Source organism: Brevibacterium luteolum (genome assembly GCF_013004595.1).
Lineage (GTDB): Bacteria > Actinomycetota > Actinomycetes > Actinomycetales > Brevibacteriaceae > Brevibacterium > Brevibacterium luteolum.
In genome coordinates this window covers 107270-131018 of record NZ_JABEMC010000002.1, presented here as the reverse complement: position 1 = coordinate 131018, position 23749 = coordinate 107270, and the positions used below count along the sequence as shown (strand labels likewise).

Sequence of the window (23749 nt, the reverse complement as noted above, 5' to 3'; positions counted from 1 at the left end):
CAGCAGGCAGCTGGCTGAGGGGTCTGGGTCAGACGCCGCCGCACAGTGTCATGCCGCCGTCGAGGGTCAGGATCTGGCCGGTGATCCAGCCGGCCTCGTCGGAGAGCAGGAAGGCTGCGGCTGCTGCGATGTCCTCAGGAGTGCCGAGCCGCTTGAGCGGATAGGCCGCGGCCACCCCCTCTTCGTCGTGGGCGTAGAGCTTCTCGGCAAACCGGGTCTTGACGACGGCCGGAGCCACGCCGTTGACGCGGATGCCCGGTCCGAGCTCCATCGCCAGCTGACGGGTGATGTGCACGAGCATCGCCTTGGACGATCCGTAGAAGCCGATGCCCTCGGGCTGGCCGAGGCCTGCGACCGAGGCGACGTTGAGAACCGCGCCGCCACGCTCGGCCAGCGATGCAGCGTAGACCTTCTGGGTCCAGGAGAGTGCGGAGATGTCGTTGACCTCGAAGACCTTGCGGGCGGCATCGAGGTCGAGGTCGATCATCGGGCCGTAGACGGGATTGATGCCGGTGTTGTTGACGAGGATGTCGATCGGCCCGAAGGCCTCGGTCGTCTTGGCGATCGCCTCATCCTGGTGCTCGGGGCGATCGGCTTTGCCGGCGACGCAGATCGCCTTGTCCGGCCCGCCGAGCTTCTCGGCTGCCTCGGCGAGTGCCGCCTCACCGCGGGCGGTGATGCACACCCGTGCTCCTTCGGCGACGAGGCGTTCGGCGATGCCGAAGCCGATGCCGCGCGATGCGCCCGTGACGATCGCAGTCTTCCCCGTGAAACGCTGGCTCATGGTGCCTCCCGGCAGATCGCTTGAATACTTGCTGAACGATTGTTTACTAACTTTACCTGCTCGGCGGTGCGCGTCAACAGCCTCTCGGCATCCGGTCATGGAGTGGGCGCGGGGGAGTGGATGCAGCGTGATTGCCGGGCATCAGACGGGCTGCTGCCCGGAGGTGCGCGGTGGGGTCAGTGTGGCTGCCGCGGATGCGCTGTGACCCAGGTTTCAAACCGGTTGGCGACCGGCAACGTAGCGATTCTCGCAACTTCACTGTACGGTGAGGCCATGACTGCCGCGACACTGCCTGCCTCGGCGGCCACCGCATCGGTGGCTGCACGTGTTGCGCGCGCCCTGCGCGACAGTGAGTTCAGCCAGGTCGAGGCGGCCCGGCACATCGGTCTGGACAAGACGAAGCTGTCGAAGTCGCTCTCCGGTGCCCGGCGTTTCCGCATTGAGGAGCTTTCGGCCATTGCTGAGCTCACCGGTGTCTCCCTCGACTGGCTCAGCAGGGGAGTGACCACCAGCGCCGCCGGAGTCGAACCGACCGTCGCCAGCACACCTGGCGCGGACGCGCCCGCCGCACAGCGGGCCAGCGCCCCCGCCGCCTCGGAGACGCGGGCACCCAGCCCAGCCACCGCCTCGGGCCCGGTGGACAGCGCAGCCGAGTCAAGCCGGCCGGGCGGAGCGAAAGCGCAGCGGATGCGCGCCAGGATCGCTGAGGCGGCCTGGCAGCTGTTCTCCGAATGGGGCTACCACCGGGTGCGGATGATCGACATCGCCCGCCAAGCCGGGATCAGCGCAGCCGGCCTGCACTACTACCACACCTCCAAGAGAGAGGTCTTCGACGCAGCCCTCCAGCACTCCGCCCAGCGGCTGGCCAGCGAGCGCGCCGCCCTCCTGCAGGCCCGCGCCCCAGCCGCCTGCGCACCAGCCGAGCACCGCGCACTGCTGCAGTCACTCATCGAGATGAAGATCCCTCGCGGCTTCGCGGCGCGCATCACCGACGCCGACGCGGCCACCCCCTTGGCCGGGGACTGGTCGATCTGGCTGCAGAACTACGCCGAGATCGCCGTGGGCGCAGGCTCCCGCAACCAGGCGGCCGGGCTTGCCGCTGACTGGGACGCGATTCTCACCGCCTGCCTGGCCGCCGGCCAGCGCGACGGTGCCTTCGACCTCACCAGCCCAGCCGAGGCGGCCGGCCAGCTGACGATCTTCCTCGACGGACTCGTGCTGCGCACCCTCGCCGGGGCTGTTGACCACCCGCACACACTCATCGACCGCTACCTCACCGACACCATCCTGACTCCCGGCCTGCTGGAAAGCGACGCGCACACCGCGCCCGCTCCTTCGGCGCGGGCGGCGAGGACGAAAGGAGAGCCCGCATCATGACAGCACCACCCCCACCCGCACCGCCGCAGGGGCTGACCAGGCGGGCGGTTCTCGGCGGCGCCGGCATGGGCATGGGCCTCATGCTCGCCGGCTGCGCCACCGGCACCCAGCCGGCCGTCGGGCCGGCCGCTGAGGTCACAGGGCCGCCGAAGAAGGGCGGGACGATGCGGCTCGGCTTCGTCGGCGGCGGCGCTGCCGACACCCTCGACGGCGCTGTCGCCACCAACCTCGGCGACGTTGCCCGGGCGGTCAACATGTACGACTCGCTGCTTACCCGCGACGACGACTACAACCTCGTGCCGATGCTCGCCACCGAGGTCACCTCCAATGACGATGCGACTGTGTGGACGGTGCGCCTGCGCGAGGGCGTGACCTTCTCCGACGGCCGGCCGCTGACGCCTGCCGATGTGCGCGCCAGCATCGAACGCATCGTCGACCCCGACGATCCGAAGAACGGCGCCGCCTCCCTGGCTGCCGTCGAAGAAGTGCGCGAGATCGACGACCATACCGTCGAGATCCACCTCAGCACCCCCGATACCGCGCTCGACGACACCCTCAGCCAGTACGCGAACATCATCGTGCCCGCCGACTTCGACCCGCAGAATCCTGTGGGCACCGGGCCATTCATGCTCGAGAGCTTCACACCGGCACAGTCGACGATCCTGCGCGCCAACCCTCACTACTGGGGCGACGAAGGGCCGTACCTCGACGAGGTGCAGCTGCTGAACTTCAACGACACAGATGCACTCATCAATGCGCTGCTGTCCACCCAGGTCGACGCCGTGGCCCAGATCCCGGCGGCATTGGCCGAAGTCATCAGCGCCGATGCGCGCATGCAGGTGCTCAACTCCGAGACCGGCATGTGGCTGCCGTTCACCATGCGCGTCGACGTCGAGCCCTTCGACGACGAACGCGTCCGGCAGGCCTTCCGGCTGGCGATCGACCGCGAGGAGATGGTCGAGCAGGTGCTCTCGGGCTTCGGCCGCGTCGCCAACGACATGTACTCGCCCTACGACCCCGCCTACCCGGAGTTCCCGCAGCGCCAGCAGGACATCGAGGGAGCCAAACGGCTGCTCGCCGAGGCCGGCCATCCCGACGGGCTCGAGGTCGAGCTCGTCACCGCGCCGATCCAGGCCGGCGTCGTCGAAGCCGCACAGGTGTTCGCCGAGCAGGCCAGCGAGGCTGGCATCACCATCAACATCAAGCGGATGGACCTGACCTCGTACTGGGGCGACTATCTCAACTATCCGTTCTCGCAGTCGTTCTGGTACACCCGCAACTTCCTCGGACAGACGAACTCCGGCACCATGCCCGATGCGCCGTTCAACGAAACGCACTGGGACGACGAGGAGTTCAAGGAGGTCATCGCCGCCGCCCGGCGGGAGACCGACACCGCCAAGCGCAGCGCACTCGTCGAGCAGGCCCAGCGGATCCTCTATGACCGTGGCGGCCTCATCATCTGGGGCTTCGCCAACCAGGTCGACGCCTACCAGTCGTACCTCGGCGGCATCGTCGAGAACGCCACCGGCCTGCCGCTCTCCGGCTTCAACCTGCACCGCGTGTGGATCGGAGACGTCGCATGATCGTCAGACTCATCCTCCAACGGCTGGCGATCAGCATCGTCATCCTGCTTGCCGTCTCCCTCATCATCTTCTTCGCCACCGTGCTGCTGCCCGGGGACCCGGCCCGCGCGATCCTCGGCCAGCAGGCCACCCCGGAGCGGATTGCCGCGATCAACGAGCAGATGAATCTCAACGAGCCGCCGCTGACCCGCTACTTCCTGTGGCTGGGAGGGCTGTTCGTCGGCGATCTCGGCACGTCGGTGGCCACCGGCCAGCCGGTCAGCCAGCTGCTGAGCGACCGGGTCGGCTCCTCGGTGCTGCTCATGGTCGCCGCTGCGCTCATCAGCATCCCGGCCGGTGTCATCCTCGGCATCGTCTCCGCACTGCGCCGCGGCAAGGCCGTCGACAACACCGTCACCGGCCTGTCCCTCGTGCTTGCCGCGCTGCCGGAGTTCGTCGTCGGCATCGCGCTCGTCGCGTTCTTCTCCACGACCGTCTTCACCATCCTGCCGGCGGTGACGATGCGGCCGCCAGGCAGCCAGGTGTGGGACTTCCCCAGCCAGCTCATCCTGCCGATTGCGGTGCTCGTCCTCGTCGTCACTCCCTACATCGCGCGCATGATGCGCGCGACGATGCTCGAAGTCCTCGACTCCGGCTACGTCGAGATGGCCCGCCTCAAAGGGGTGCCCGAACGCCGCGTCATCTTCCGGCACGCTCTGCCGCACGCGATCGGCCCGGTTGCACAGGTGATCGCCATCCAGCTGGCCTGGATGGCCGGCGGTGTCGTCGTCGTCGAGTTCCTCTTCCGCTTCCCCGGGCTCGGGCAGGCGCTCATCGACGCCGTCGACTACCGCGATGTGCAGGTCGTGCAGGCGGTGACGATGATCGTCGCCCTCATCTACGTCATCGTCAACCTGCTCGCCGACATCGTCGGCATCCTCACCAACCCCAAGCTGCGCACCGGAGGTGACGCCTGATGACCACCACCCCGCCTCCGCACACCGGCGCGGCCGACCGCGACAGCTCCGCCGTCGAACAGCGCGCCGACCTCGACCCGGCGACCACTGCCTCGGCGGCGGCCCCGAGCCTGGCGACCAAGGACGCCCACACCGGCCAGCGCAACACCGTGCTCACCCGGTTCTGGGCGCAGAAGCAGGCGAAGATCGGCGTCATCATCACCGCCGCAGTCGTGCTGCTGGCCTTCCTCGGCCCGCTCTTCGTGCCCTGGGCGACGGGATACACGACGACGGAATTCGTCGCCCGCCCCTTTCAACCCGACGGGATCGCCGGATCCGACAACCTCGGACGCGATGTCTTCACCCGGTTCATCGGCGGCGGCCTGACGCTCCTCCTCTACGCGCTGCTCGCCACCCTCATCGGCCTGGTGCTCGGCGTGCTCTTCGGGATGACCGCGGCCTACACCGGCGGCTGGCTCGACTCGCTCATCATGCGCAGCAACGATGTACTGCTGGCGATTCCGCAGCTCGTCTTCGCGCTGCTGGCGATCACCGTGCTCGGGCCTCGGGGCTGGGTGCTCATCACCGTCATCGGCATCACCCACGCCCCGCGCATCGCACGCGTGGCCCGCTCGGCCACTCTCGGAGTCATCAACGAGGACTACATCCGGGCGGCCGAAATGTACGCGATGCCGCGTCTGCGGCTGCTGACCCGCGAGATCATGCCCAACATCACCGGCCCGATGGCCGTTGAGGCCGGCCTGCGCCTGACATATTCGATCGGTGCGATCGCTTCGCTGTCCTTCCTGGGTTTGGGCATGCAGCCGCCGACCGCCGACTGGGGCCTGATGATCAACGAGAACCGCATCGCACTGTCCATCCAGCCCTGGGGTGTGCTTCTGCCGGTGGCAGCGATCGCACTGCTGACCATCGGCACGAACCTCATCGCCGACTCGATCGCACGGGCCTCGGCCACATCGAATGTAGGTGAGCAATGAGCAGCTTCGACACGACTTCCACCGGCAGCATCGCCACGGTCAGCCCGTCTGCGCGCCGCTCCTCAGCCTGGCACGCGCGGGCACAGGAGGGCGGCAACGTCCTCGAGATCGACGATCTGCACATCACCGCCACCGCCTCGGGAGCCGACGTCATCACCGACGTCGACCTCGACCTCAAACCCTCGGAGATCCTCGCGCTTGTCGGCGAATCCGGCTCGGGCAAGACGACCGTCGGGCTCGCGGTGCTCGGCCACTTCCGCACCGGGCTCACCCATGCCGGCGGCACCGTGTGGCTCTACCCCTCCGATGCCGACGAACCGGCGGAGATGACCGCCCTGCCCGATGCCACGCTGCGGCAGCTGCGCGGAGCGCGGGTGTCCTACATTCCGCAGGATCCTGCGCTCTCACTCAACCCCGGCATGCGCGTCGGCGAGCAGATCAGCGAGGTCCTCGACATCCACGGCTTCGGCTCCTCCGCCGAGGAACGCGCCGAGCGGGTCCGTCAGGTGCTGCGCGAAGTCGGCCTGCCCGATGACGAGGCCTACCAGCGGCGCTGGCCGCACCAGCTCTCAGGCGGGCAGCAGCAGCGCATCGGGATTGCGATGGCCTTTGCGATGTATCCCGATGTGCTCGTCCTCGACGAACCGACCACCGGCCTCGACGTCGCCACCCAGGCGCAGGTGCTGGACACCATCCGCGAGATGACCGTGCGCAACAAGGTGGCCGGCCTCTACATCACCCACGACCTCGCCGTCGTGGCAGAGATCGCCGACCGAATCGCGGTGATGCTGCGCGGGCGCATCGTCGAACACGGCTCATGCGCCGATGTGCTCGAACGCCCCCAGCACGACTACACGAAGACGCTGCTGGCTGCCGTGCCGGATCTGGCCGGACGCAACCGGATCGGCGACTTCGAACGCGCTGACGTGCCAGAGCACGAGAAGGCCGCCGCCGAAGCCAGAGCCAAGGACGCTGAGAAGAGCCAGAAGACCCACCTGCTCACCACCGATGCCACCCACGCAAGCCCCGCCGCCGAGGCGGCCACCGCCTCGGGCTCGGAAACCGGCACCGCGAGCCCAGAGTCCGGCACCGCCGGTACCGCGAGCCCAGCGACAGGCACCTCGGGTACGGGCGGGGCGACGACGGCAAACCAGGTGGGCGAGCCGCAGCCGACGGCGCCGGCGCTCGATGCGGTGCTGCAGGTGCGCGGATTGGGCCTGAGCTACGGGCCGAAGACGATCCTCAAATCGATCGACCTCGACCTGCAGGCCGGGGAGTGCACCCTCCTGCTGGGTGAATCCGGTTCCGGCAAGACGACGTTGGCGCGCTCGATCGCAGGCCTCAACGACGGCTACACCGGCGATGTCATCTACCGTGGCGAGACGATCGCGCGTTCGACGCGGCAGCGCAGCATCGGCCAGCGCACCGACATCCAGTACATCTTCCAGTCGCCGTTCTCCTCACTCAATCCCCGGCGCACGATCGGCGAATCGCTGGCCGTGCCCCTGGAGATGGCCGGTGGGCTCAGTGCCGCCCAACGCCGCGAGCAGGTCAAGGACGCCCTCGATGCGGTGCGGCTCGGCCGCCAGTTCCACGACCGGCGCCCGGGTGACCTGTCGGGTGGTGAGCGGCAGCGTGCGGCGATCGCCCGCGCCCTGGTGAACATGCCCAGCGTCCTCATCTGCGATGAGATCACCTCTGCCCTCGATGTGTCCGTGCAGGCCAGCATCATCTCGCTGCTGCGCACCCTGCAGGACGAACGCGGTCTGGCGATGCTCTTCGTCACCCACAACATCGCCCTTGCCCGCCACATCGCCTCCCGCGTGGCGGTGCTCAACGGCGGCCGGATCGTCGATGACGGCCCGGTCGATATGGTGCTGGAGAACCCGCAGCACACGTACACACAGGAGTTGCTGACCAATGTCCCCAGCCTCTGAGTCCGGCTCTGTCGCCGAGGTCTTCGACCGGCACGTGCGCGCAAGCGGCGGCGGCATGGCGTTCGCCGTGTGCCGCGACGGCGAGCTCATCTGCAGCCTGGCCGGCGGGCACACCTGCCGTGGCGGGGCTGCTGCGCCCGAGGTGTGGACGCCGGAGACGATGGCTGTGCTGTTCTCCGGGACGAAGGGCCTGGCCGCAGCCGTCGTCGGGATGCTCGTCGATGACGGGCTCATCGACGTCGAGGCACCCGTCGCCCGGTACTGGCCGGAGTTCGCGGCTGCCGGCAAGGACGAAGTGCCGGTGTGCCAGCTTTTGAATCACACGGTCGGGCTGCCCTATGTCGACCCGGATCCGGCCGGGCCCGGCGAGCAGTACGACAACCGGCTCATGGCCAGCCGGCTCGCAGCCCAGCAGCCTTTGTGGTCACCAGGCACCAAGGTCGCCTACCATGCGATCACCTATGGCTATCTGCTCTCCGAGCTCGTGTGGCGGGTCACCGGCGCTGATGTCGGCGAGCTCATCGCCGAACGCATCGCCGGCCCGCACGGCCTCGACATCCACCTCGGGCTGCCTGCGGAGCTGGAGGACCGGGTTGCGCCGATCCACCAGGCGGCCGGCTATCGGGTCTCGACGTTCCTCGATGACGACCCCGAGCGCCGGGCGATCGTCGACCGGATGTACGCCGGGCTGCTGCTTTCCGGGGACAGCCCGTTCAACACCCGCGCCTTCCATGCCGCCCAGCAGGCCGCCGGCGGTGGCATCGCGACAGCGGAGTCGATGGCGCGGTTCTACGCGCTGCTGCTGGCAGACGGCGCAATCCTCTCCCGGCAGACGCGTGAGGTGTTCACCCGCACCTGGTCGGAGGGGATCGATGCGATCAACGACCGGCCGCTGCGCTTCGGCCTTGGGTTCGAACTCGCCGACCCGATCGGCGCCTACGGGCCGGTCGAGGCGGCCTTCGGGCACTCCGGGGCCGGCGGGGGACTGCACGGCGCCTGGCCCGAGCATGGGATCGCGTTCTCGTTCCTCACCAATGAGATGCAGTCAGAGGATGTCGACACCCGGGTCAAGGATCTGCTCGCAGCGCTGTACGCGGAGATCACCGGCGGGAAGTGAAGTGGTATCGGCCGGCGGTGAGACACCCGGCTGGCGGTCAACCGATGGAGGGCCCTCAACGGCGGCCAGTTACGGATCGTCGTGAGTATAGTGATCTCACTGACGTCTGACATTGTGAGGATTGGCCTATGCGGTTGATGAAGCGGTGGCTGATCCCGTCATGGTCGCCGTTGTTTGTCGTCACTGCAACCGGTTATGGTCTCAGCAGTGTCGCTGTGTCAATCGTGACCGCACCCGACCCGCTGACAGTTGCGCTCGAAGTCGAGCCAATCGTCGGTGGGTTCATCACTTTCTTCGCTTGGATGATGCTTTCCGGGTTCGGATGTGGTCTGTTCGCCGGTGCAGCTTCCTTCTCAACGGTACGAGGTACGCTGCCGCTGACCGGGCTCGGAGCCGTGGGAGTGGTCTTGCTGGTGTCTCCGGTGCATTCAGCGCCGTGGCTCCACATGCTCACCAGCGAAGGCGTCGCTGACCGGCCCTCGGAGATTGCGGTTTTCTGGCTGCCGGTCTTCGGTGTATGTGTGCTGGCTGGAACGATCGCCACAGCAGGTGTGTCGCGAGCGTTGGGCGGAGGACACTTTTCGGACAGAACGCTGATTCTCGCAGTCGCTCCAGACGGATCAGTGCTTGACGAAGAAGTCGTGAAACTGCGTGAGCGAGCAGAAGAACTCCTCTGCGAACACTGCCCGAACTTCCGCTTGCTGCCAATCGATCACAGTCGGCATCGGGCCGATCCAGAATATGATCTGGCCATAGATGTTGAAGAGCTTGTCGAAGACGTCGAGCAGGTGTGCCTGGCTGCCGTCACGCTACCCGATGGTCAGATGCAAGCCGAACTGATTCGCGCGGCTGACAACGTGATCGCTCAAACGGGATTTCATACAGAAGCTGAACGTGCTTTCGCTGTCGGGGTGCGGCAGCTGATGGACGAGTGCGCACGGTTGAGCGCCGCAGACCACTCACCCTTCGACGTCGATGACCTGACGGGCGCGTGACTGGCGGTAGGTGGTGATCGCGATCGTCGTGACGACCAGCCCGACGACGGTCAGCCCGACACCGGTGAGCGCTGGTGCGCGGAAGCCGAGTCCGGCGTCGATGACGATGCCGCCGGCGAACGCGCCGAGCGCGTTGGCGAAGTTGAATGCCGCATGGTTCATCGCCGCAGTCAACGAGGGCGCGTCGTGGGATTCGCGCATGAGCCTGGCCTGCAGGGCAGTGACGAACAGTGAGCTGAAGATGCCGATGACCGACACGCAGCCGATCGCCAACGCCGGCACGTGGGCGAACAGCCCGAAGGTCAGCAGCACGATGCCCAGGCCGACGAGCCCGATGACAGCCGAGCGCTCGATCGACCGATCGACGAGCGGGCCTGCGACGAAGGTGCCGACGGTCATGCCGACCCCGAAGCACACGAGCACCCATGGGATCACCGAGGCGGGCAGCCCGGTGAGCTCGGTCAGGGTCGGTGCGATGTAGGTGTAGAGAGCGAACATGCCGCCGAAACCCACCGATCCGGCGATGAGGGTGAGGATCACCTGTGGGCGCTTCATGGTGCGCAGCTCACCGCGGATCGACGGTGCTGCAGCCGGCGCGGTCTGTGGGACGAGGAAGAACACGGCCACCAGGGTCAGCAGGCCGATGAACGCGACGAGCGCATAGGCGACCCGCCAGCCGAACTCCGTGCCGAGTGCGGCAGCGGCGGGGACACCGATGATGTTCGCGATCGTCAGACCCAGCATCACCCGGGCCATTGCGGTGCCCTTGCGGTGCGCTGGTGCCAGGGTTGCGGCGACGACGGCGCCGACGCCGAGGAACGCACCGTGCGGGAGGCCGGTGATGAATCGGGAGACGAGCATGAGGTGCATCGTCGGGGCCAGGGTCGATCCGACGCTGCCGACGATGAAGACGACCATGAGGCTCAGCAGCAGCCAGCGGCGGTCTATCTTGGCCGCCAACGCAGTGATGACCGGTGCGCCGATGACGACGCCGAGCGCATACAGCGACACCGCATGACCGGCCTGGGTGATTGAGGCGTTAAGGCCCTCGGCGATCTGCGGCAGCAGGCCCATCGTGGCGAACTCGGCGGTGCCGATGCCGAAGGCGCCGATCGCCAGGGCGAACACGGCGAGCTTGGCCTCCAGCGGGCTGACCGCTGCGCGTGCGGGCGGCGCTGCTGCAGGCATATGGGCTCCTTGCCGGTGGTGGTGCGGTGGACTCTGCGCCAACCAGCACACCTGAAAGCCTATTCCCGATTCGCCGATGGTGCGGGCGTGAAGACGGTCACGCACGCGTCCGGCACCCCTCGCTGGATTAGGGCTCTTGACGGCCGCTGTCCCACGTGGGACAGTAATGTAGCAGTGTCCCGCGTGGGACAGTTGAGGAGATGGAGGGTCAGCGTGGTGGAGGAATGGGAGCCGCTCGTGAGTGCGTGCCAGCGCGCTCGGGTCTATCACGAGGCTGTCACAGTCGCAGCTAAGGAGATAGAACTTGAGGCGATCGGTAGGCTTGCTGATGCCGGTGTCGGCGTCCGGGAGATCGCCCGCATGACACAGATTCCGAAGTCGACGGTGTCGCGGTTGATGCAAGACCTTCCTGCGGCCCATCGCCAGCTCAGCCGAGATCGGGCGGGGAAGCCAGCAGCGCTCATGGAGTCAGCACGTGAGGCAATCCTCAGCGGTGAGCGCAGCTGAGACAGCGACTCGGTGCAGGTGATCGCGGAGTGAGTGCGGCTGTGCTGACGGTGCAATGACGCAACGTTCAGCACGACTCGAGTACGTCATCTGGCTGGTGAGCATCGCCGCGACGCGACTGCCGGTGGCGATGACACCTCTTGCGATGGCCTTCCTCGGAAGCCAGCTCCTCGACTCGTACGCTCACGGACTCGTGTTGGCCGGACTTTTCGCTGTGGCTGAAGCCTGCTGTGCTCCGCTGCTCGGAGTGCGGCTGAGTCCCGCGTACTTCCGACGAGAAGCGACTGTCGGTCTGCTCCTCAGCGCAGGCGCCTACTCAACGGTCGCGATCCTGGGCGGCGCAGTGCAACCAGCGGCCTGGCTGATCGCCGTGTTGGCCGGCGGTGGAGCGGCGGCAGTTCCCGGAGTGCTGCGGACAGGGGTGGGAAATATCGTGCACGGCGACCAGATGCACCGGTCGTTCAGCCTCGAAGTCGGTGTGACGATGGCATGTTGGGCCGTCGCGCCCGCACTCGTCGCCGCGCTCAGCTTCTCACTGTCACCGCGGGCGGTATTCGCCGTGTGCGGACTGCTGCTGCTTGCTGGTGCCGTCTCCGTTCGGGTCATGCCCGAAGCCACGGCGGTCCAGAAGCCTGTGCGTGAAGCACCGGGAACAACGCGGTGGGCATCGCTTTCAGTCCTCTGGCCGATCTTCATCAGCGCAGGTCTCGCGATGAGCATCGTGTCCTTCGTGGAGCTGCTGCTGTCGGCCATGCTCGTCGACAGCGGAGAGAACCCAGCGCGTGCCGGTGTTCTGCTTTCAGCGATGGCCATCGCCAGCATCGGCGGGGTGCTGTTGTACGGCTGGCTGAGGATCCCAGGCGCACCTGCCGCGCACAGCTGGTTGGCCCTGACAGTGATGACGGTCGCTGCAGGAGCAGCGGGCCTGAGCGTGTCGACACCAGCATTTCCCGTCCTGCTGTGCGTCGTAGGAGTCGCTCAGTCGGTGTGTATCGTCGCGCGCAATCTGACGCTGCGTCAGCAGCTGAGACCCGATCTGCACGTCGTGGGCTTCTCTCTGCTGTACTCACTCAGCGGCCTCGGGTACGGGTTGAGCGCTGCGGCACCCGCAGTAGCTGTCAAGAGAGTTCCAGCCCAATCAGCACTTGTCATCGGGGTGGTGATTGCCGCAATCGCCGCCGTCGCAGTCGGCGCCATTGCGCTGCGCAACTGGAAGGGCCGAACCGAATGAGCTCGCATTACAATAGAAGCGAACGCCCCGGTGTTGCCTCTGCCTCAGCATGCGCCCGGGGCTTTTGTATTGCCCGGGCTGACTCCGAAATCAGGATCAACCCGCCGTCACCCGTGACTGTTTCAATTCCTGGCAGTAGGGGTCACATCTGCTTACAGGCCAAGACATCTCGATGATGGGGGGGCGAGATAAGACGTGTGGAAACACAGAACTCGATTTCTCATCTGATTTCACCGGCAGCCGTATCGGCGAAAGCCGGAACAGTCGAGGCGAGCGACGCTAGGAACTGCAAGGCGGTCTGTGGCGGATCCTTCAGCTCGGCGCAACCGCGTTCAACTGCCTTGATGACAACGACAGGATTCTCTGTGACCAGAGCGGTCAGAAACGTATCCGGATGTACGACATCGATTTCTCGGCCGGACACAGCTTCGGCAGGGAAGTCCTTGAGGTTGAACGCCACGATGAGATCAGCCTCTGCGCGCACGGCTGCGGCTAGCACATGTCGGTCCTTTGGATCGCATGTCAGAGCAGGAATAAGGTGGTCAAAGTCGTCGACAAGTGCCGCTTCCCCGAACGCGTACCGCATGGAGCCAACGCGCCGCTCAGCTCGTTCAGGGCTGAGGCCGAGTTTGGGGAGCGTGCGCTGCACCTCGCCGAGGATCTGCTCGGACCAGAGCAGCTCGAAGATTCCGGCTTCTGCCAGCCAAAGTAAGGTCGTCGCGAGTCTGATGGGCACCAATGTGCAAGCATCGAGGACGACCGCAGGAGCGCTGCCTGATTTCGTTGCACTCACCGGGTTTCGATCACCCGGTCGGCGGGCGTGGTCGCGGTGATGTCCTCGGCAAGCTCACTCATTGCCGTGCGCTGTCGGCGGCGGAATTCGGTCTGGTAGCGCTTCAGCTCCGACACCGGAATACGGCGGTGCACCGAGCTGGTGTCTGCGTGGAGTTCGCCGCGGTCGATGAGTCGCACGACTGTCATTCGGCTGACACCGAGAAGGTCGGCTGCTTGAGTCGTGGAGAGCGACGCCTCGGCGGGAAACACGACGGCGTCGCCGCTGGATTCGAGCACGTCGATGAGCCTGCCGAATGCTGCCCGGACATTGTCAGTGAGATTCGGCATCGTGTCCAAAGCTTCGTCGACGACGTCGCGCAGCTCTGAGGATCGCTCGTGTTTCGTTGCTCCAGCCATATCCTCATTCTACTCGAGAAACGCTCAAAACGCTCAGGCCCTCTGCGCTCTACTTCACTTCTTTGAGGCACCAGCACCGGTCGCCGATCTCACCGAAGACGTCGGTCTCGATGCCGCCGAGGTCGATCGGCAGCTCCGAGCCTGGGGTGAGTACGCGGAACCCGGCCCGGTGTGCGAACGTGGCCCGCGCCTCGGAAGCGGAGGCCACGAGCAGGCAGCGGGTCGGCAGCCCGGCAGCCGAGAGCACCTGCGGGGCCATGCCCGCCAGCACCGTGGCAAGCCCCTGCGAGCGGAACTCCTCGGCGGTGGCCAGCGCCCGGATGAGCAGCGCCTGGCCGTTGTCGAAGCTCACCGCGGTGACGGCGAGCACGGCGGCGATCTGCCCATCGGCGGACCGGGCGATGAGCCCGGAGTCCTGCGGAAGGAACGCGAAGTCCGCGCCCGAGGCTCCGGTCGCCTCGGCAGCCCGCAGCACCTCGGCAGCGGGGCCGTGGTCATCGGCAGTGAGCAGGTCGAAGCTGTAGCCGGCGTCGACGAGCCGCTGGGCGTAGCGCAGATGGCGCTGGGCGACGGCGGAATCGTGGAGTCCGGAGTGGAGGAGAGCCATGAGACCCACGATATCGGCACCGGGTGCGGGCGATACACTGACCGGCATGGGAAAGAAGTCCAAGAAGTCCAAGGAAGAGCTCATCGCCAAGCGCCTGGCCAAACAGCAGGCCGCCGGCTTCGTCAAGCGCCCCTTCGAGGGCCTGCCATTCGAAGCCGACCTCGTGTGCCTGCGCGAACTCGTGCCCGCCGCGACCGCGACTGCGAAGCTGAACGAGGAGCACGGCGGCGGCGAGATCGTCATCGCCTCGCTGCTGCCGGCGGCCTGGCAGGCACTGCACCGCCAGGACGGCGTCATCATGGCCGGCATGCAGGTCCCGGTCGCCTCCCCGGATCCCTCCCGCGACATCGCCGCAGCGATCCTCAAGGTCAAGGACGCCGAGCCCGGCACCTACGCTGAGGCCAACGCCAACCCCGGTTCCGGCCCGCGACTGCAGGACATCCTCGACACCTCTGCTCCCTTCACCGTCAGCGTGCAGGAGACCTTCGACTACTGGCTCGCCGATGACCCCGAGCACCGCGATGAGGACCTCGCCGGTGCGCTCGAACAGGCCAACGAGTCGATCAGCCCGACGGAGAAGCTCGTCTCCGCCGACTCCGCATACTGGACCGAGATGGGCGGGCACATCTACCTGCGCTGGGCGCAGAAGCAGGACGAGGACACCGTCATGAACGGCCTGGCCCGCCTGCACGCCCGCGGCGAGAACACCGTCTCCGGGCTCGGCCGCTACCTCGGCTGCTTCCGCGCCCACGGCATCGTCATCCCCGTCTGGGAGCTGCCCGACGGCACCCAGCCCGACGCGGTCGAAGAGCCGCTGGGCGAGTTCGCCAAGAAGCTCGATGCCGCGATGAACGAGTCCGGCAGTCTCGACTACGACGAACGCCGCGCCAAGGCCGGCGTCGTCTCCCGCCAGCTCACCATCCGCTGACCCACCGCCCGCTGCACCTCAGGAGGCAGGATCCGATGTCTGCACCCACAGCTGTCGCCGCGATTATCCCGGCCAAGGATGAAGCCGAGCGGATCGCCGCGACCGTGGCCGCCACCCGGCAGATCCCCGGTGTCGACCTCGTCATCGTCGTCGACGACGGCTCCTCCGACGACACCGCGAACCTGGCCCGCCAGGCCGGGGCGCAGGTGCTCGTGCACCGGAAGAACCGCGGCAAGGCCGCAGCGATGATGACGGGCGCGTTCGCCGTGCGCAACCGCGAGATCACTGAAGCGCCCACCGGCCAGCAGCCAGAGCACCGGGCGCTGCTGTTCATCGACGCCGACTTGGAGGACTCCGCCGTCGCCACCGCACCTCTGACCGCACCGGTGCTCGCCGGCGAGGCCGATATGACGATTGCGATCCTGCCGCCGCAGAAGCGCTCCGGCGGCGGATTCGGGTTCGTCGTCGGCCTGGCGAAGAAGGGCATCGCCGAGCTCACCGGCTTCGAGGCCACCCAGCCGTTATCGGGCATGCGGTGTCTGAGCCGTGAGGCCTTCGAAGCCGCCCTGCCGTTCGCCGCCGGCTGGGGAGTCGAGACCGCCATGACCATCGACGTCCTCGACGCCGGGCTGCGCGTCGAAGAGGTCGAATGCGACCTCCACCACCGGGTGACCGGCAAGGACCTCAAGGCCCAGCTGCACCGGGCCGCCCAGTACCGCGACGTGCTCCGAGCACTCACGGTGCGCCGGGCCCGCCGAGCCCGTCACCGCCTCGGGCGCGGCACCCGCTGACCCGCCCCGAAAGGAGACCACAACTGTGACCCTGTCCTTCGGCTACCTCGGACCCGAGGCGACCTTCACCGAGGCCGCACTCATCCAGCTGCTCACCGCCCACGACCGGATGGACGCTGTCCGCACGCCCATGCGCAGCGCCGACGCCGCCCTGGCCGCCGTGGCCGCAGGCGAGCTGACCGGCGCGGTCGTGCCGATCGAGAACTCACTCGAAGGCGGCGTGCCGGCAACCCTCGACGCGCTCACCCAGCACGACGAGCTGCAGATCGTGGCCGAAACCGTCGTGCGCGTGCGCTTCGTCCTCGCCGTCAAACCCGGCACCGAGCTTGCCGACGTCACCGCGTTCTCCACCCACCCGCACGCCGAAGCGCAGACGAGGGCCTGGCTGTCTGAGAACCTGGCGGCCGCCCACTACATCCCCGCCGCCTCAACCGCGGCCGCCGCCCGCGACCTCGCAGAGTCGGACGTCGACTACCAGGTCGCGATCTGCCCGGCCCTGGCCGCCGAACGCTACGGTCTCACGGCGCTCGCCGACGACATCGGCGACCGCAAGGACGCCGACACCCGGTTCGTGCTCGTCTCCACCAAACGCGAACTGCCCGAACCCACCGGGGCGGATAAGACGACGCTCGTCGCCGCGCTCGCCTCGGACCGGGCCGGTGCGCTGCTGGAGCTGCTGGAGCAGTTCTCCACCCGCGGGGTCAACCTCTCACGCATTGAATCCCGGCCCACCGGCGACGGGCTGGGCCTCTACCAGTTCTCCATCGACGCGCAGGGGCATGTGGCCGAACCGCGGATGGCCGAGGCGCTGGCCGGCGTGCACCGGATCGCCCGCCGTCTGCAGTTCCTCGGCTCCTACCCCTCGGCTGATGGGGAGAAGGTCGTCGTCGACCCGGATATGACCGCCCAGGCCTTCACCGCCGCCCACGAGTGGCTTGCGGCGATCCGGGGCTGAGATGACGCTGGGGGTCGGCTCCGAGACCGGGCGGCTGCGGGAGGTCATCGTGCACCGGCCCGGCATCGAGCTGGAGCGGCTGACCCCGAGCAATATGGGCGAACTGCTCTTCGACGACGTGCCCTTCGCCGAAGTAGCCCGCAGCGAACACGACGGCTTCATCACAGCCCTGCGCGAGGCCGGAGTCACCGTCCACCTCTTCAGCGACCTGCTCGCCGAAACCCTCACAGTGCCCGAGGCGAAGACCGCCGTGCTTGAGGCGGTCGTCGACGAGCGTGCCTGCGGCCCAGTCGCGGCCGCACCGCTTTCTTAGATGCTCGCGGCCATGGATGCCACCGGGCTCACCGCGGTGCTCATCGGCGGGATCACCAAACGCGAGGTGGTCGACCGCGTTGCAGTGCCCGGCTCGCTGTGGCTGGCCGACCTGGATGACGGTGACTTCGTGCTGCCGCCGCTGCCCAACCACCTCTACAGCCGCGACGCCTCTGCCTGGATCTACGGTGGGGTGGCGATCAACTCGATGCGCAAGCGCGCCCGCAAACGCGAGACCATCAGCTACGAGGCCGTCTACCGCTGGCATCCCCGCTTCGCAGCCGCCGGCTTCGCCCACTGGAGTGCCGGCGGCGAATCCGGGATCGCAACCACCGAAGGCGGCGACATCTTCGTCCTCGGCAACGGCGCGGTCATGATCGGGATGAGCGAGCGCACCACCCCAGCCGGGGTCGAACGGCTCACCCGCACCCTCATGACCGCAGGAGCGGCTGAACGGGTGCTGGCGCTGCGGATGCCTGAGCGGCGGTCGTTCATGCACCTTGACACCGTCATGACTATGGTCGATGAGCGGACCTTCCTCTGCTACGGCGGCCTCGACCCGCTGCCGTCCTACCTCATCACCCCCGGCAGCCAGTCAGGCGAGCTGTCGATCACCGACTATCCGGCCGCGCAGATGCACTCAGCGATGGCCGAGGCGCTCGGCCGCGAGAGGATGCGCGTCCTCGTCCCCGACCAGGACCCCTACGCTGCTGAACGCGAGCAGTGGCACGACGGCCTCAATGTGCTTGCCGTCGCTCCTGGTGCGGTCATCGCCTACGCCCGCAACACCGGTGCCAACACGCTGCTGGCCGAGCACGGCATCGATGTCATCCCGATCGCCGGCACCGAACTCGGCCGCGGCCGCGGCGGGCCGCGCTGCATGAGCTGCCCGATCTTCCGCGACCCCCCTGACCAGTACCGACACTCCCAGCCCGCCGTCTGAGATCCCCGCGACCGGCACCTCGGGCACCGCAGATGCATCCGAAACGACTCAGATCACCGGTGCCTGCACACCTGTCATCACCAAACTCCGCCGGGTCGTTGTCTCAGGCGGGCACTTCGTCAATACTGAAACTGACCGAGTCGGGCGCGATCAGCGCTCCGGCGCGACAGAAACGGAGCAACCCATGGGATTCGGAGTCGGAGTCTTCCTCATCCTCATCGGCGCGATCCTGGCCTTCGCCGTCCGAGACGCCTGGAGCGTCATGGACCTGACGATGGTCGGCTACATCTGCATCGGCGTCGGAGTTCTCGCGCTGCTGCTGGCCTTCATCACCATGGCCAACCGGCGCCGCCAGCTCTAGGCCGCGTCACCAGCACCACAGACACTGAGGGGTCTGCCCACCTGGGCGGGCCCCTCAGTCGCGTCGCGGCACCCGCCCGGCAGCCGCACCCGAGCGGCGCAGCCCCTGCACACCCTCGATCCCGAGCATCCGGTGCATCCGCGACAGACTGTACGTCCGCTCCCGAGCCAGATTCCGCATCGCATGCCGGGTGTACGGCGGGCGGCGCTTCTTCCGGCGCGCCTTGCGCTCCGCGAACCACGCCTTGACAAGCGCAAGGTCGGCGGCGATCGTGTCGAGTTCGAGCGAGGGGTGGCCGAACCGCCCGAGGTAGGTGTTGAGCGCTTCGTGCACGACATAGGGCTGCGGGTCGCCGATGTTCATCGGCCCGTAGGCCTCCGGCTTCGTCAGCGCGGCATCGACGGCTGCGGTGAGCGTGTCGATGTGCGTCATCGTCATCGTGTGCCGCCCGCCTGCCGGCAGCTTGAGCACACCGCCGTCGGCCATCCGCTCCAGGATCGGCCACAGCGTCGTATCGTCTGGCCCGTACACGGCGTTCGGGCGCAGCACGAGCGCTTCGGGCCGCACCCGGGCGATGACCCGTTCGGCCTCGGCGAGGATGCGCTCATAGGCGCACAGGTACCGGTCCGGGTCGACCGGCCCGCCCTCCTCGTACAGGTAGCGGTGCGCATCGGCCGGCGCGTAGACGGCCGTGCTGGACAGGCAGATCATCCGCGGCTTGGGGAACGCGTCGAGCACATGGCGGGTGCCGGTGACGTTGACGGCCTGCAGCTCGTCCTCGCGCGCCCAGTCGTCGTCGATGACCGCAGCGTGGACGACGGCATCGGTGAAGCGCAGCCGGCCCCGCAGCTGCTGGGGAATCTCCTCGCGGATGTCCCACTCGTGGTGCTCGACCCCGCTGATCTGCGGGTCGGCCAGCCCGACGCTCGTGACCCTGCGACCGGATTCGGCCAGCCTGCGGGCGATCGCTTGACCGACGTAACCGGCAGCACCCGTGACGACGACTCTCACTTCGACTCCTCTCCTTGCGATCAGGCTAATGCGCCCGCCCGCGGCCTGCCGTCATTGCCCGCGCCGTGTCTGCTGTGACTCCCCTGAGCACCCCGTTCCCGAGGTGGTTCTCCCGTTCCCGAGGCGGTGGTCGCCGCTTGCAGACGGTGTGCCCGAACCGGCACATCGCTGTGACCGCACGGCCGGTGCCCGTCCATAGCCTGGAGGCATGAGCAGCACACCGCACCTTGATCTCCGGCCACTTCGACTCCGGATCGTTGCGGCGCTGCTCTGCCTGCTGCTCACCGGCGGTGCGCTGAGCGCGTGCACGCAGCCGGCGAAACCACTGCCGGAATCGACCTACGACGAGCTCGTCACGGAGATCGAGGGTCTGGCCGGCGTCACCGCGGTGACGCGTTCGGGCACCGACGTCACCGTCACCGTCGACGCAGACACCGATCCCGATGCCCTCGACGACACCGCGAAAGCCCTCCTCGCACGCGTCAACGACTACCGCTACCCGCAGGGACCACCGGAGGTGAGCGTGGAGTCCGGCCGGTTCACCGGCACCGTCGGGCACGTCGTCCACGATGTCACCACCAGCATTCCGCAGCCGGGACCGCTCAACCTCTCCCAGCTGCCGTTCCTCACCAGCCTGCCCGATGTCACGGGCGGGGAGATCGGCGAGAACATGAACGCCAGCGTCACGCTCGCCTTCGGAACCGATATGCGCAGCTGGCTCACCGACGCTGCCGCCGGTGAGCGCCAGCTCCTCCTCGGCGTGCGCCGAGCCGCGGCAGCAGACGAGGTCGAGCTCGTCGAACACGGCCCAGGCACCTCCGGCGGGGACGGAGACGACTGGGAGCCGAGCGTCACCGCCCGTGTCGACATGTCCGAACCAGGCGTCCAGGACGCCATCACCCGGTTCTACGACACCGCAGAGCAGGCCGGCAGCCTGCCCTTCACCGTCCAGTGGACGCACTCCCTCGAACGTCCCGATGCGACTGTGCTCGTCGAACACGATGCCGACATCCCAGACGTCCTCGACGTCTTCGCCGCCGAATACGGGGCCGGTGAGCTCTCTGACCTCACGGCGGGATCTGCTGAGGGGCTGCGCGTGGAGTTCGGCGACGGGCGGGCGGACGCTGACGCCTACTTCCAGGCCCGGGACCTGCTGGCCGAGCGCGGCATCACCGTCGAGCACATCGCCCTCAACCGGCAGTCGATGGACGTCGTGACCCGCTCCAGCACCGAGCTGCGCGAGCTTGCCGACCTGCTCAGCGGCAGCACGTGGCCGCTGCCCGGCGACGTGGAGCTCAGCGTCAGCAACACCGCCTACCCGGACGACAGCTCGAGGTTTCCGGCCGCAGAGTGGCCGGCCCATGCCGACCTGCTGACCGCCCTGTGGGATGCCGGTTTCACCTCAGTGCGCATGTCGAACTACGTCGGCGGCACGGGCGCTGACTTCCGGATCGATCTCCACCAGACCGACAGCCAGGACCTCACGAGTGCGGTCAGCCAGGATGGGCTCATCGAGGTGCTGCGTGACACCGGCTGGGACGGCAGGGCGCTCATCACTCTGTCGACCGGCGGTCACCCCACCTTCACCGCGACCGAGCGCGGGAAGGCCAGAGGTGCCCGCATGTCCCTGCACGGAGTCGACCCGAAGCCCACCGGCTGGGCGAAGCGGTTCCTCGACCGCTTCGACGCCACCGCCGGCTGACCCGGTTCGCGACCAAGCTCAGCAGTCCGTCCCGCGACCTGGATCAGGTGCCGTCCGTGCGGTGCTGCCACTGCGGCTGGCGCTTCGTCAGGAATGCATCGATGCCCTCCTGCGCATCGGGCATGACGGCATTGGCGGCCATCGTCTCTGACATCTGCGCGTACGCGCCCGGCGTATCGAGGTGAATCTGCTGGTAGAACGCCTCCTTGCCGATCGCCACGGTCGCAGCCGAGGCCTCGGCGACCTTCTGCGCCACTTCCGAGGCGGCAGCGGCGAGCTCGTCATCAGCCACGACATGGGAGACGAGCCCGAACCCCATCGCCTCCTCGGAGGTGAGCAGGTCACCGGTCATGAGCATCCGCATCGCCGTCTTGCGCGGCACCGCACGCGAGAGCGCAACCATCGGCGTCGAGCAGAACAGCCCGATGCGCACACCCGGGGTGCCGAACCGGGCTGATTCGGCAGCGACTGCGAGATCGCAGGTGGCCACCAGCTGGCAGCCGGCCGCCGTGGCAACACCCTGGACAGCGGCGATGACCGGCTGCGGGATCGACTGGATGAGCAGCATGAGCTGCGAGCAGCGCTCGAAGATCTCCTGCTGCCGGGCATGGTCGGCCCCGCGGATCTCCTTGAGATCGTGGCCGGAGCAGAACACGTGCCCGGCAGTCGAGAGCACAACAGCGTGCACATCGGTGCGCTCGCCGATCTCGGTGAGCGCGTCGATGAGCGCACTCATGACCGGCATCGACAGGGCGTTGCGGGTCTGGGCGGCATCGATCATGACGAGGGCGACCGCGCCCTCGACGGTGACAGTGACAGGTGCATCAGTGGTGGCCGGTCCCGAGGCGGTGGTGGCAGATTCGTTCGTCATGGCACCAGTGTGACACCCGCCACGGACGCCTGCGCTTGTGGCGCTCTGGCGTCTGGTCAAAGATGCGGTTCTGCATCCGAAGGTATGGTCGATATGGCTGATTTGACCGTTTTGGGCGATAATATAGGCATGAGCAATACCAAGAACCGGGGTGCGCGAGACGAGCATGTCGTCGAACCTCCTGAGGATCTCCACGACATGCTCGAATTGGCGCGCTTCCTGGAGAATCAGCCTGCTCCAGCTGTGCTTCTGGGTCCGGACGGTGAACAGATCCCGTTGCCACTCCCTGCGTACGAGGTGCTCCGCAGGGTCGTGAGCGCGATGGAACGAGGAGCATCCGTCAGTATTGAGCCGATCGACAAGCAGCTGACAACACAGCAGGCCGCCGATCTGCTAGGCGTAAGCCGGAATACCTTGGTTCGTCTACTGGAAGAGCATGAGTTGCCGTTCGAGCGATTCGGACAGTCGCGGCACCGTAGGCTTCGGTTGCACGATGTTCTGGCGTATCGGGAACGCAAGCGCGCGGAACGCCGCAGCCGGCTGGACGAGCTGACTCGGCAAGCCGAAGAGGACGGTCTATACGATGTCGAGCCCGCGGCCTATCGGGAGGCGCTGGCTGAGGCACGGAAGTCGTGACTGACGTCGCGCTTCACAGTCGTCCTTGACGCATGCGTGTTGGTGCCGATTGCGCCGTGTGACACCTTGCTGCGTATCGCTGATGCGGGGACCTTTCGTCCCTTGTGGTCGGCCAAGGTTGTCGACGAGGCGCTAAAGGCGTTAGCGCGAACTCACCCAGAGGTGGACGAGAGTAGATTCCTCAGCCGATTTCGTTCGATGGACTATGCGTTCAAGGACGCCCTCGTCGAAGGATGGGAGCCCATTGAGCGAGCTGTCGAGTTACCCGACCCTGATGACCGGCACGTAGTCGCGGCTGCCCTCCGCGGTCGCGCTGATGCAATCATCACCGAGAACACCAAGGACTTCCCTGAAAGGGTTCTAGAACCTCTCGGGTTGGAAGCGACTCGGCTCGATGACTTCTTGCTGGACCAACTTGACCTGAGTCCGGGTGCGATCTGCCGAGTCGTGAAAGACCAAGCGGCTGCAATGAGGCGGCCGCCGGTCACCGTGGAGACCTTGCTCGCGAAGCTGTCGCGAAGTGGTGCGCCCCGTTTTGCCCGTGCTGTGTCAGATGTGCTGGCGGGTCAGACCAACTCCGACTGACTGTCCGATGGTCCCGACATTTTGCGCATGTGGGCCCGTCGGAAACCGATCTGCTGTGGCCTGAAGGGCGGTGCCCGTTGAGCTGATCGGGCCTTTGGCGAGCGCCTCACTCGTGCGACCACCGGCGTTGAGATGGGACTTTCGCAGCCTTCCTCACGGGTGGCGTATGCGCATCAAACCTCTCGAAAACCAGGGTTGAGTGGA

Annotated in this window: 25 protein-coding genes; 18 read left to right on the top strand and 7 right to left on the bottom strand. The window is 67.2% G+C overall.

From position 1 onward, the window contains the following. Positions 1–28 precede the first annotated feature (28 nt). Positions 29–784, bottom strand: coding sequence for an SDR family oxidoreductase (locus tag HLA91_RS04085; protein WP_170273662.1), 756 nt, complete (start codon positions 782–784; stop codon positions 29–31). Between the two features lie 273 nt (positions 785–1057). Here HLA91_RS04085 and HLA91_RS04080 point away from each other — a divergent pair, with 273 nt between their 5' ends. From HLA91_RS04080 to HLA91_RS04050, 7 genes are all read left to right on the top strand, one after another. Then, the gene (locus HLA91_RS04080) at positions 1058–2161 is read left to right on the top strand and encodes a TetR family transcriptional regulator (protein ID WP_170273661.1); all 1104 of its coding nucleotides are present in this window, start codon (positions 1058–1060) and stop codon (positions 2159–2161) included. Beyond that, a complete protein-coding gene (locus HLA91_RS04075) occupies positions 2158–3744 on the top strand; it encodes an ABC transporter substrate-binding protein (RefSeq protein ID WP_204514223.1) in 1587 nt (528 codons plus the stop codon). Before HLA91_RS04080 ends, HLA91_RS04075 begins: the two co-directional genes overlap by 4 nt. Then, positions 3741–4700 (top strand): ABC transporter permease, encoded by a 960-nt coding sequence (locus tag HLA91_RS04070; protein WP_204514222.1) that lies wholly within the window; start codon positions 3741–3743, stop codon positions 4698–4700. Before HLA91_RS04075 ends, HLA91_RS04070 begins: the two co-directional genes overlap by 4 nt. Then, complete coding sequence (locus HLA91_RS04065) at positions 4700–5677, top strand: ABC transporter permease (RefSeq protein ID WP_170273660.1); 978 nt, start codon at positions 4700–4702, stop codon at positions 5675–5677. The genes HLA91_RS04070 and HLA91_RS04065 overlap by 1 nt, the downstream gene beginning before the upstream one ends. Next, complete coding sequence (locus HLA91_RS13775; RefSeq protein ID WP_170273659.1) at positions 5674–7614, top strand: ABC transporter ATP-binding protein; 1941 nt, start codon at positions 5674–5676, stop codon at positions 7612–7614. The genes HLA91_RS04065 and HLA91_RS13775 overlap by 4 nt, the downstream gene beginning before the upstream one ends. Next, positions 7598–8731 carry a serine hydrolase domain-containing protein gene (locus tag HLA91_RS04055; RefSeq protein ID WP_170273658.1) on the top strand — a complete coding sequence of 378 codons (1134 nt, stop codon included), beginning with the start codon at positions 7598–7600 and terminating at the stop codon, positions 8729–8731. The genes HLA91_RS13775 and HLA91_RS04055 overlap by 17 nt, the downstream gene beginning before the upstream one ends. A gap of 128 nt (positions 8732–8859) precedes the next feature. Further along, on the top strand, positions 8860–9726 hold the full coding sequence (locus tag HLA91_RS04050) for a hypothetical protein (RefSeq protein WP_170273657.1): 867 nt from the start codon (positions 8860–8862) through the stop codon (positions 9724–9726). Here the strand turns inward: HLA91_RS04050 and HLA91_RS04045 are convergent. Beyond that, positions 9691–10914 carry an MFS transporter gene (locus tag HLA91_RS04045; RefSeq protein WP_170273656.1) on the bottom strand — a complete coding sequence of 408 codons (1224 nt, stop codon included), beginning with the start codon at positions 10912–10914 and terminating at the stop codon, positions 9691–9693. The genes HLA91_RS04050 and HLA91_RS04045 overlap by 36 nt on opposite strands. 87 nt (positions 10915–11001) lie before the next feature. On the opposite strand from HLA91_RS04045, the gene HLA91_RS04040 reads away from it, so the two are divergent. Both HLA91_RS04040 and HLA91_RS04035 read left to right on the top strand, forming a co-directional pair. Continuing rightward, the gene (locus HLA91_RS04040) at positions 11002–11421 is read left to right on the top strand and encodes a helix-turn-helix domain-containing protein (protein ID WP_170273655.1); all 420 of its coding nucleotides are present in this window, start codon (positions 11002–11004) and stop codon (positions 11419–11421) included. Between the two features lie 55 nt (positions 11422–11476). Then, complete coding sequence (locus HLA91_RS04035; RefSeq protein WP_170273654.1) at positions 11477–12652, top strand: MFS transporter; 1176 nt, start codon at positions 11477–11479, stop codon at positions 12650–12652. Positions 12653–12872: 220 nt separating this feature from the next. On the opposite strand, the gene HLA91_RS04030 is transcribed toward HLA91_RS04035, so the two are convergent. The 3 genes from HLA91_RS04030 to HLA91_RS04020 are packed head-to-tail and all read right to left on the bottom strand — an operon-like array spanning position 12873 to position 14450. Continuing rightward, positions 12873–13445, bottom strand: coding sequence for a VapC50 family PIN domain-containing toxin (locus HLA91_RS04030; protein WP_170273653.1), 573 nt, complete (start codon positions 13443–13445; stop codon positions 12873–12875). Next, the gene (locus HLA91_RS04025; protein WP_102163096.1) at positions 13442–13843 is read right to left on the bottom strand and encodes a helix-turn-helix domain-containing protein; all 402 of its coding nucleotides are present in this window, start codon (positions 13841–13843) and stop codon (positions 13442–13444) included. Before HLA91_RS04025 ends, HLA91_RS04030 begins: the two co-directional genes overlap by 4 nt. A gap of 49 nt (positions 13844–13892) precedes the next feature. Continuing rightward, positions 13893–14450, bottom strand: coding sequence for a GNAT family N-acetyltransferase (locus HLA91_RS04020; protein ID WP_146004415.1), 558 nt, complete (start codon positions 14448–14450; stop codon positions 13893–13895). Positions 14451–14496: 46 nt separating this feature from the next. Here HLA91_RS04020 and HLA91_RS04015 point away from each other — a divergent pair, with 46 nt between their 5' ends. The 6 genes from HLA91_RS04015 to HLA91_RS03995 all read left to right on the top strand — a co-directional run bounded on the left by HLA91_RS04015 (position 14497) and on the right by HLA91_RS03995 (position 18740). Beyond that, positions 14497–15378, top strand: a complete 882-nt coding sequence (locus HLA91_RS04015) for a DUF5926 family protein (protein ID WP_165883813.1) — start codon at positions 14497–14499, stop codon at positions 15376–15378. A 35-nt stretch (positions 15379–15413) separates the two neighbouring features. Beyond that, positions 15414–16169 (top strand): glycosyltransferase family 2 protein, encoded by a 756-nt coding sequence (locus tag HLA91_RS04010; protein ID WP_170273652.1) that lies wholly within the window; start codon positions 15414–15416, stop codon positions 16167–16169. A gap of 31 nt (positions 16170–16200) precedes the next feature. Next, the gene (pheA, locus tag HLA91_RS04005; RefSeq protein ID WP_170273872.1) at positions 16201–17124 is read left to right on the top strand and encodes a prephenate dehydratase; all 924 of its coding nucleotides are present in this window, start codon (positions 16201–16203) and stop codon (positions 17122–17124) included. A gap of 1 nt (position 17125) precedes the next feature. Beyond that, positions 17126–17437, top strand: a complete 312-nt coding sequence (locus HLA91_RS13770) for an arginine deiminase family protein (RefSeq protein ID WP_239557091.1) — start codon at positions 17126–17128, stop codon at positions 17435–17437. Then, a complete protein-coding gene (locus tag HLA91_RS04000) occupies positions 17438–18379 on the top strand; it encodes an arginine deiminase (protein ID WP_239557090.1) in 942 nt (313 codons plus the stop codon). Between the two features lie 184 nt (positions 18380–18563). After that, positions 18564–18740: a DUF6458 family protein gene (locus HLA91_RS03995; protein WP_165883811.1), complete on the top strand. Its 177-nt coding sequence runs from the start codon at positions 18564–18566 to the stop codon at positions 18738–18740. A gap of 54 nt (positions 18741–18794) precedes the next feature. Here the strand turns inward: HLA91_RS03995 and HLA91_RS03990 are convergent, their stop codons facing one another. Further along, entirely contained in the window at positions 18795–19751 is a 957-nt protein-coding gene (locus HLA91_RS03990; RefSeq protein WP_170273651.1) for an NAD-dependent epimerase/dehydratase family protein, read from the bottom strand. A gap of 208 nt (positions 19752–19959) precedes the next feature. Between HLA91_RS03990 and HLA91_RS03985 the strand changes: the two genes are divergently transcribed. Beyond that, positions 19960–21453, top strand: a complete 1494-nt coding sequence (locus HLA91_RS03985) for a hypothetical protein (protein WP_170273650.1) — start codon at positions 19960–19962, stop codon at positions 21451–21453. A 43-nt stretch (positions 21454–21496) separates the two neighbouring features. Here the strand turns inward: HLA91_RS03985 and HLA91_RS03980 are convergent, their stop codons facing one another. Beyond that, positions 21497–22324 carry an enoyl-CoA hydratase gene (locus HLA91_RS03980; RefSeq protein ID WP_170273649.1) on the bottom strand — a complete coding sequence of 276 codons (828 nt, stop codon included), beginning with the start codon at positions 22322–22324 and terminating at the stop codon, positions 21497–21499. 129 nt (positions 22325–22453) lie between these two features. Here HLA91_RS03980 and HLA91_RS03975 point away from each other — a divergent pair, with 129 nt between their 5' ends. Further along, positions 22454–22960 carry a helix-turn-helix domain-containing protein gene (locus HLA91_RS03975; RefSeq protein WP_102163113.1) on the top strand — a complete coding sequence of 169 codons (507 nt, stop codon included), beginning with the start codon at positions 22454–22456 and terminating at the stop codon, positions 22958–22960. Then, positions 22961–23545, top strand: a complete 585-nt coding sequence (locus tag HLA91_RS03970) for a PIN domain-containing protein (protein WP_170273871.1) — start codon at positions 22961–22963, stop codon at positions 23543–23545. The last annotated feature ends 204 nt before the right edge of the window (positions 23546–23749 follow it).

Excerpts from the sequence above, each read along its gene's own strand:
- HLA91_RS04085 (WP_170273662.1), bottom strand. The coding sequence starts at position 784 with ATGAGCCAGCGTTTCACGGGGAAGACTGCGATCGTCACGGGCGCATCG.
- HLA91_RS04080 (WP_170273661.1), top strand. The coding sequence starts at position 1,058 with ATGACTGCCGCGACACTGCCTGCCTCGGCGGCCACCGCATCGGTGGCT.
- HLA91_RS04075 (WP_204514223.1), top strand. The coding sequence starts at position 2,158 with ATGACAGCACCACCCCCACCCGCACCGCCGCAGGGGCTGACCAGGCGG.
- HLA91_RS04070 (WP_204514222.1), top strand. The coding sequence starts at position 3,741 with ATGATCGTCAGACTCATCCTCCAACGGCTGGCGATCAGCATCGTCATC.
- HLA91_RS04065 (WP_170273660.1), top strand. The coding sequence starts at position 4,700 with ATGACCACCACCCCGCCTCCGCACACCGGCGCGGCCGACCGCGACAGC.
- HLA91_RS13775 (WP_170273659.1), top strand. The coding sequence starts at position 5,674 with ATGAGCAGCTTCGACACGACTTCCACCGGCAGCATCGCCACGGTCAGC.
- HLA91_RS04055 (WP_170273658.1), top strand. The coding sequence starts at position 7,598 with ATGTCCCCAGCCTCTGAGTCCGGCTCTGTCGCCGAGGTCTTCGACCGG.
- HLA91_RS04050 (WP_170273657.1), top strand. The coding sequence starts at position 8,860 with ATGCGGTTGATGAAGCGGTGGCTGATCCCGTCATGGTCGCCGTTGTTT.
- HLA91_RS04045 (WP_170273656.1), bottom strand. The coding sequence starts at position 10,914 with ATGCCTGCAGCAGCGCCGCCCGCACGCGCAGCGGTCAGCCCGCTGGAG.
- HLA91_RS04035 (WP_170273654.1), top strand. The coding sequence starts at position 11,477 with ATGACGCAACGTTCAGCACGACTCGAGTACGTCATCTGGCTGGTGAGC.
- HLA91_RS04025 (WP_102163096.1), bottom strand. The coding sequence starts at position 13,843 with ATGGCTGGAGCAACGAAACACGAGCGATCCTCAGAGCTGCGCGACGTC.
- HLA91_RS04020 (WP_146004415.1), bottom strand. The coding sequence starts at position 14,450 with ATGGCTCTCCTCCACTCCGGACTCCACGATTCCGCCGTCGCCCAGCGC.
- HLA91_RS04015 (WP_165883813.1), top strand. The coding sequence starts at position 14,497 with ATGGGAAAGAAGTCCAAGAAGTCCAAGGAAGAGCTCATCGCCAAGCGC.
- HLA91_RS04010 (WP_170273652.1), top strand. The coding sequence starts at position 15,414 with ATGTCTGCACCCACAGCTGTCGCCGCGATTATCCCGGCCAAGGATGAA.
- HLA91_RS13770 (WP_239557091.1), top strand. The coding sequence starts at position 17,126 with ATGACGCTGGGGGTCGGCTCCGAGACCGGGCGGCTGCGGGAGGTCATC.
- HLA91_RS04000 (WP_239557090.1), top strand. The coding sequence starts at position 17,438 with ATGCTCGCGGCCATGGATGCCACCGGGCTCACCGCGGTGCTCATCGGC.
- HLA91_RS03995 (WP_165883811.1), top strand. The coding sequence starts at position 18,564 with ATGGGATTCGGAGTCGGAGTCTTCCTCATCCTCATCGGCGCGATCCTG.
- HLA91_RS03985 (WP_170273650.1), top strand. The coding sequence starts at position 19,960 with ATGAGCAGCACACCGCACCTTGATCTCCGGCCACTTCGACTCCGGATC.
- HLA91_RS03980 (WP_170273649.1), bottom strand. The coding sequence starts at position 22,324 with ATGACGAACGAATCTGCCACCACCGCCTCGGGACCGGCCACCACTGAT.
- HLA91_RS03975 (WP_102163113.1), top strand. The coding sequence starts at position 22,454 with ATGAGCAATACCAAGAACCGGGGTGCGCGAGACGAGCATGTCGTCGAA.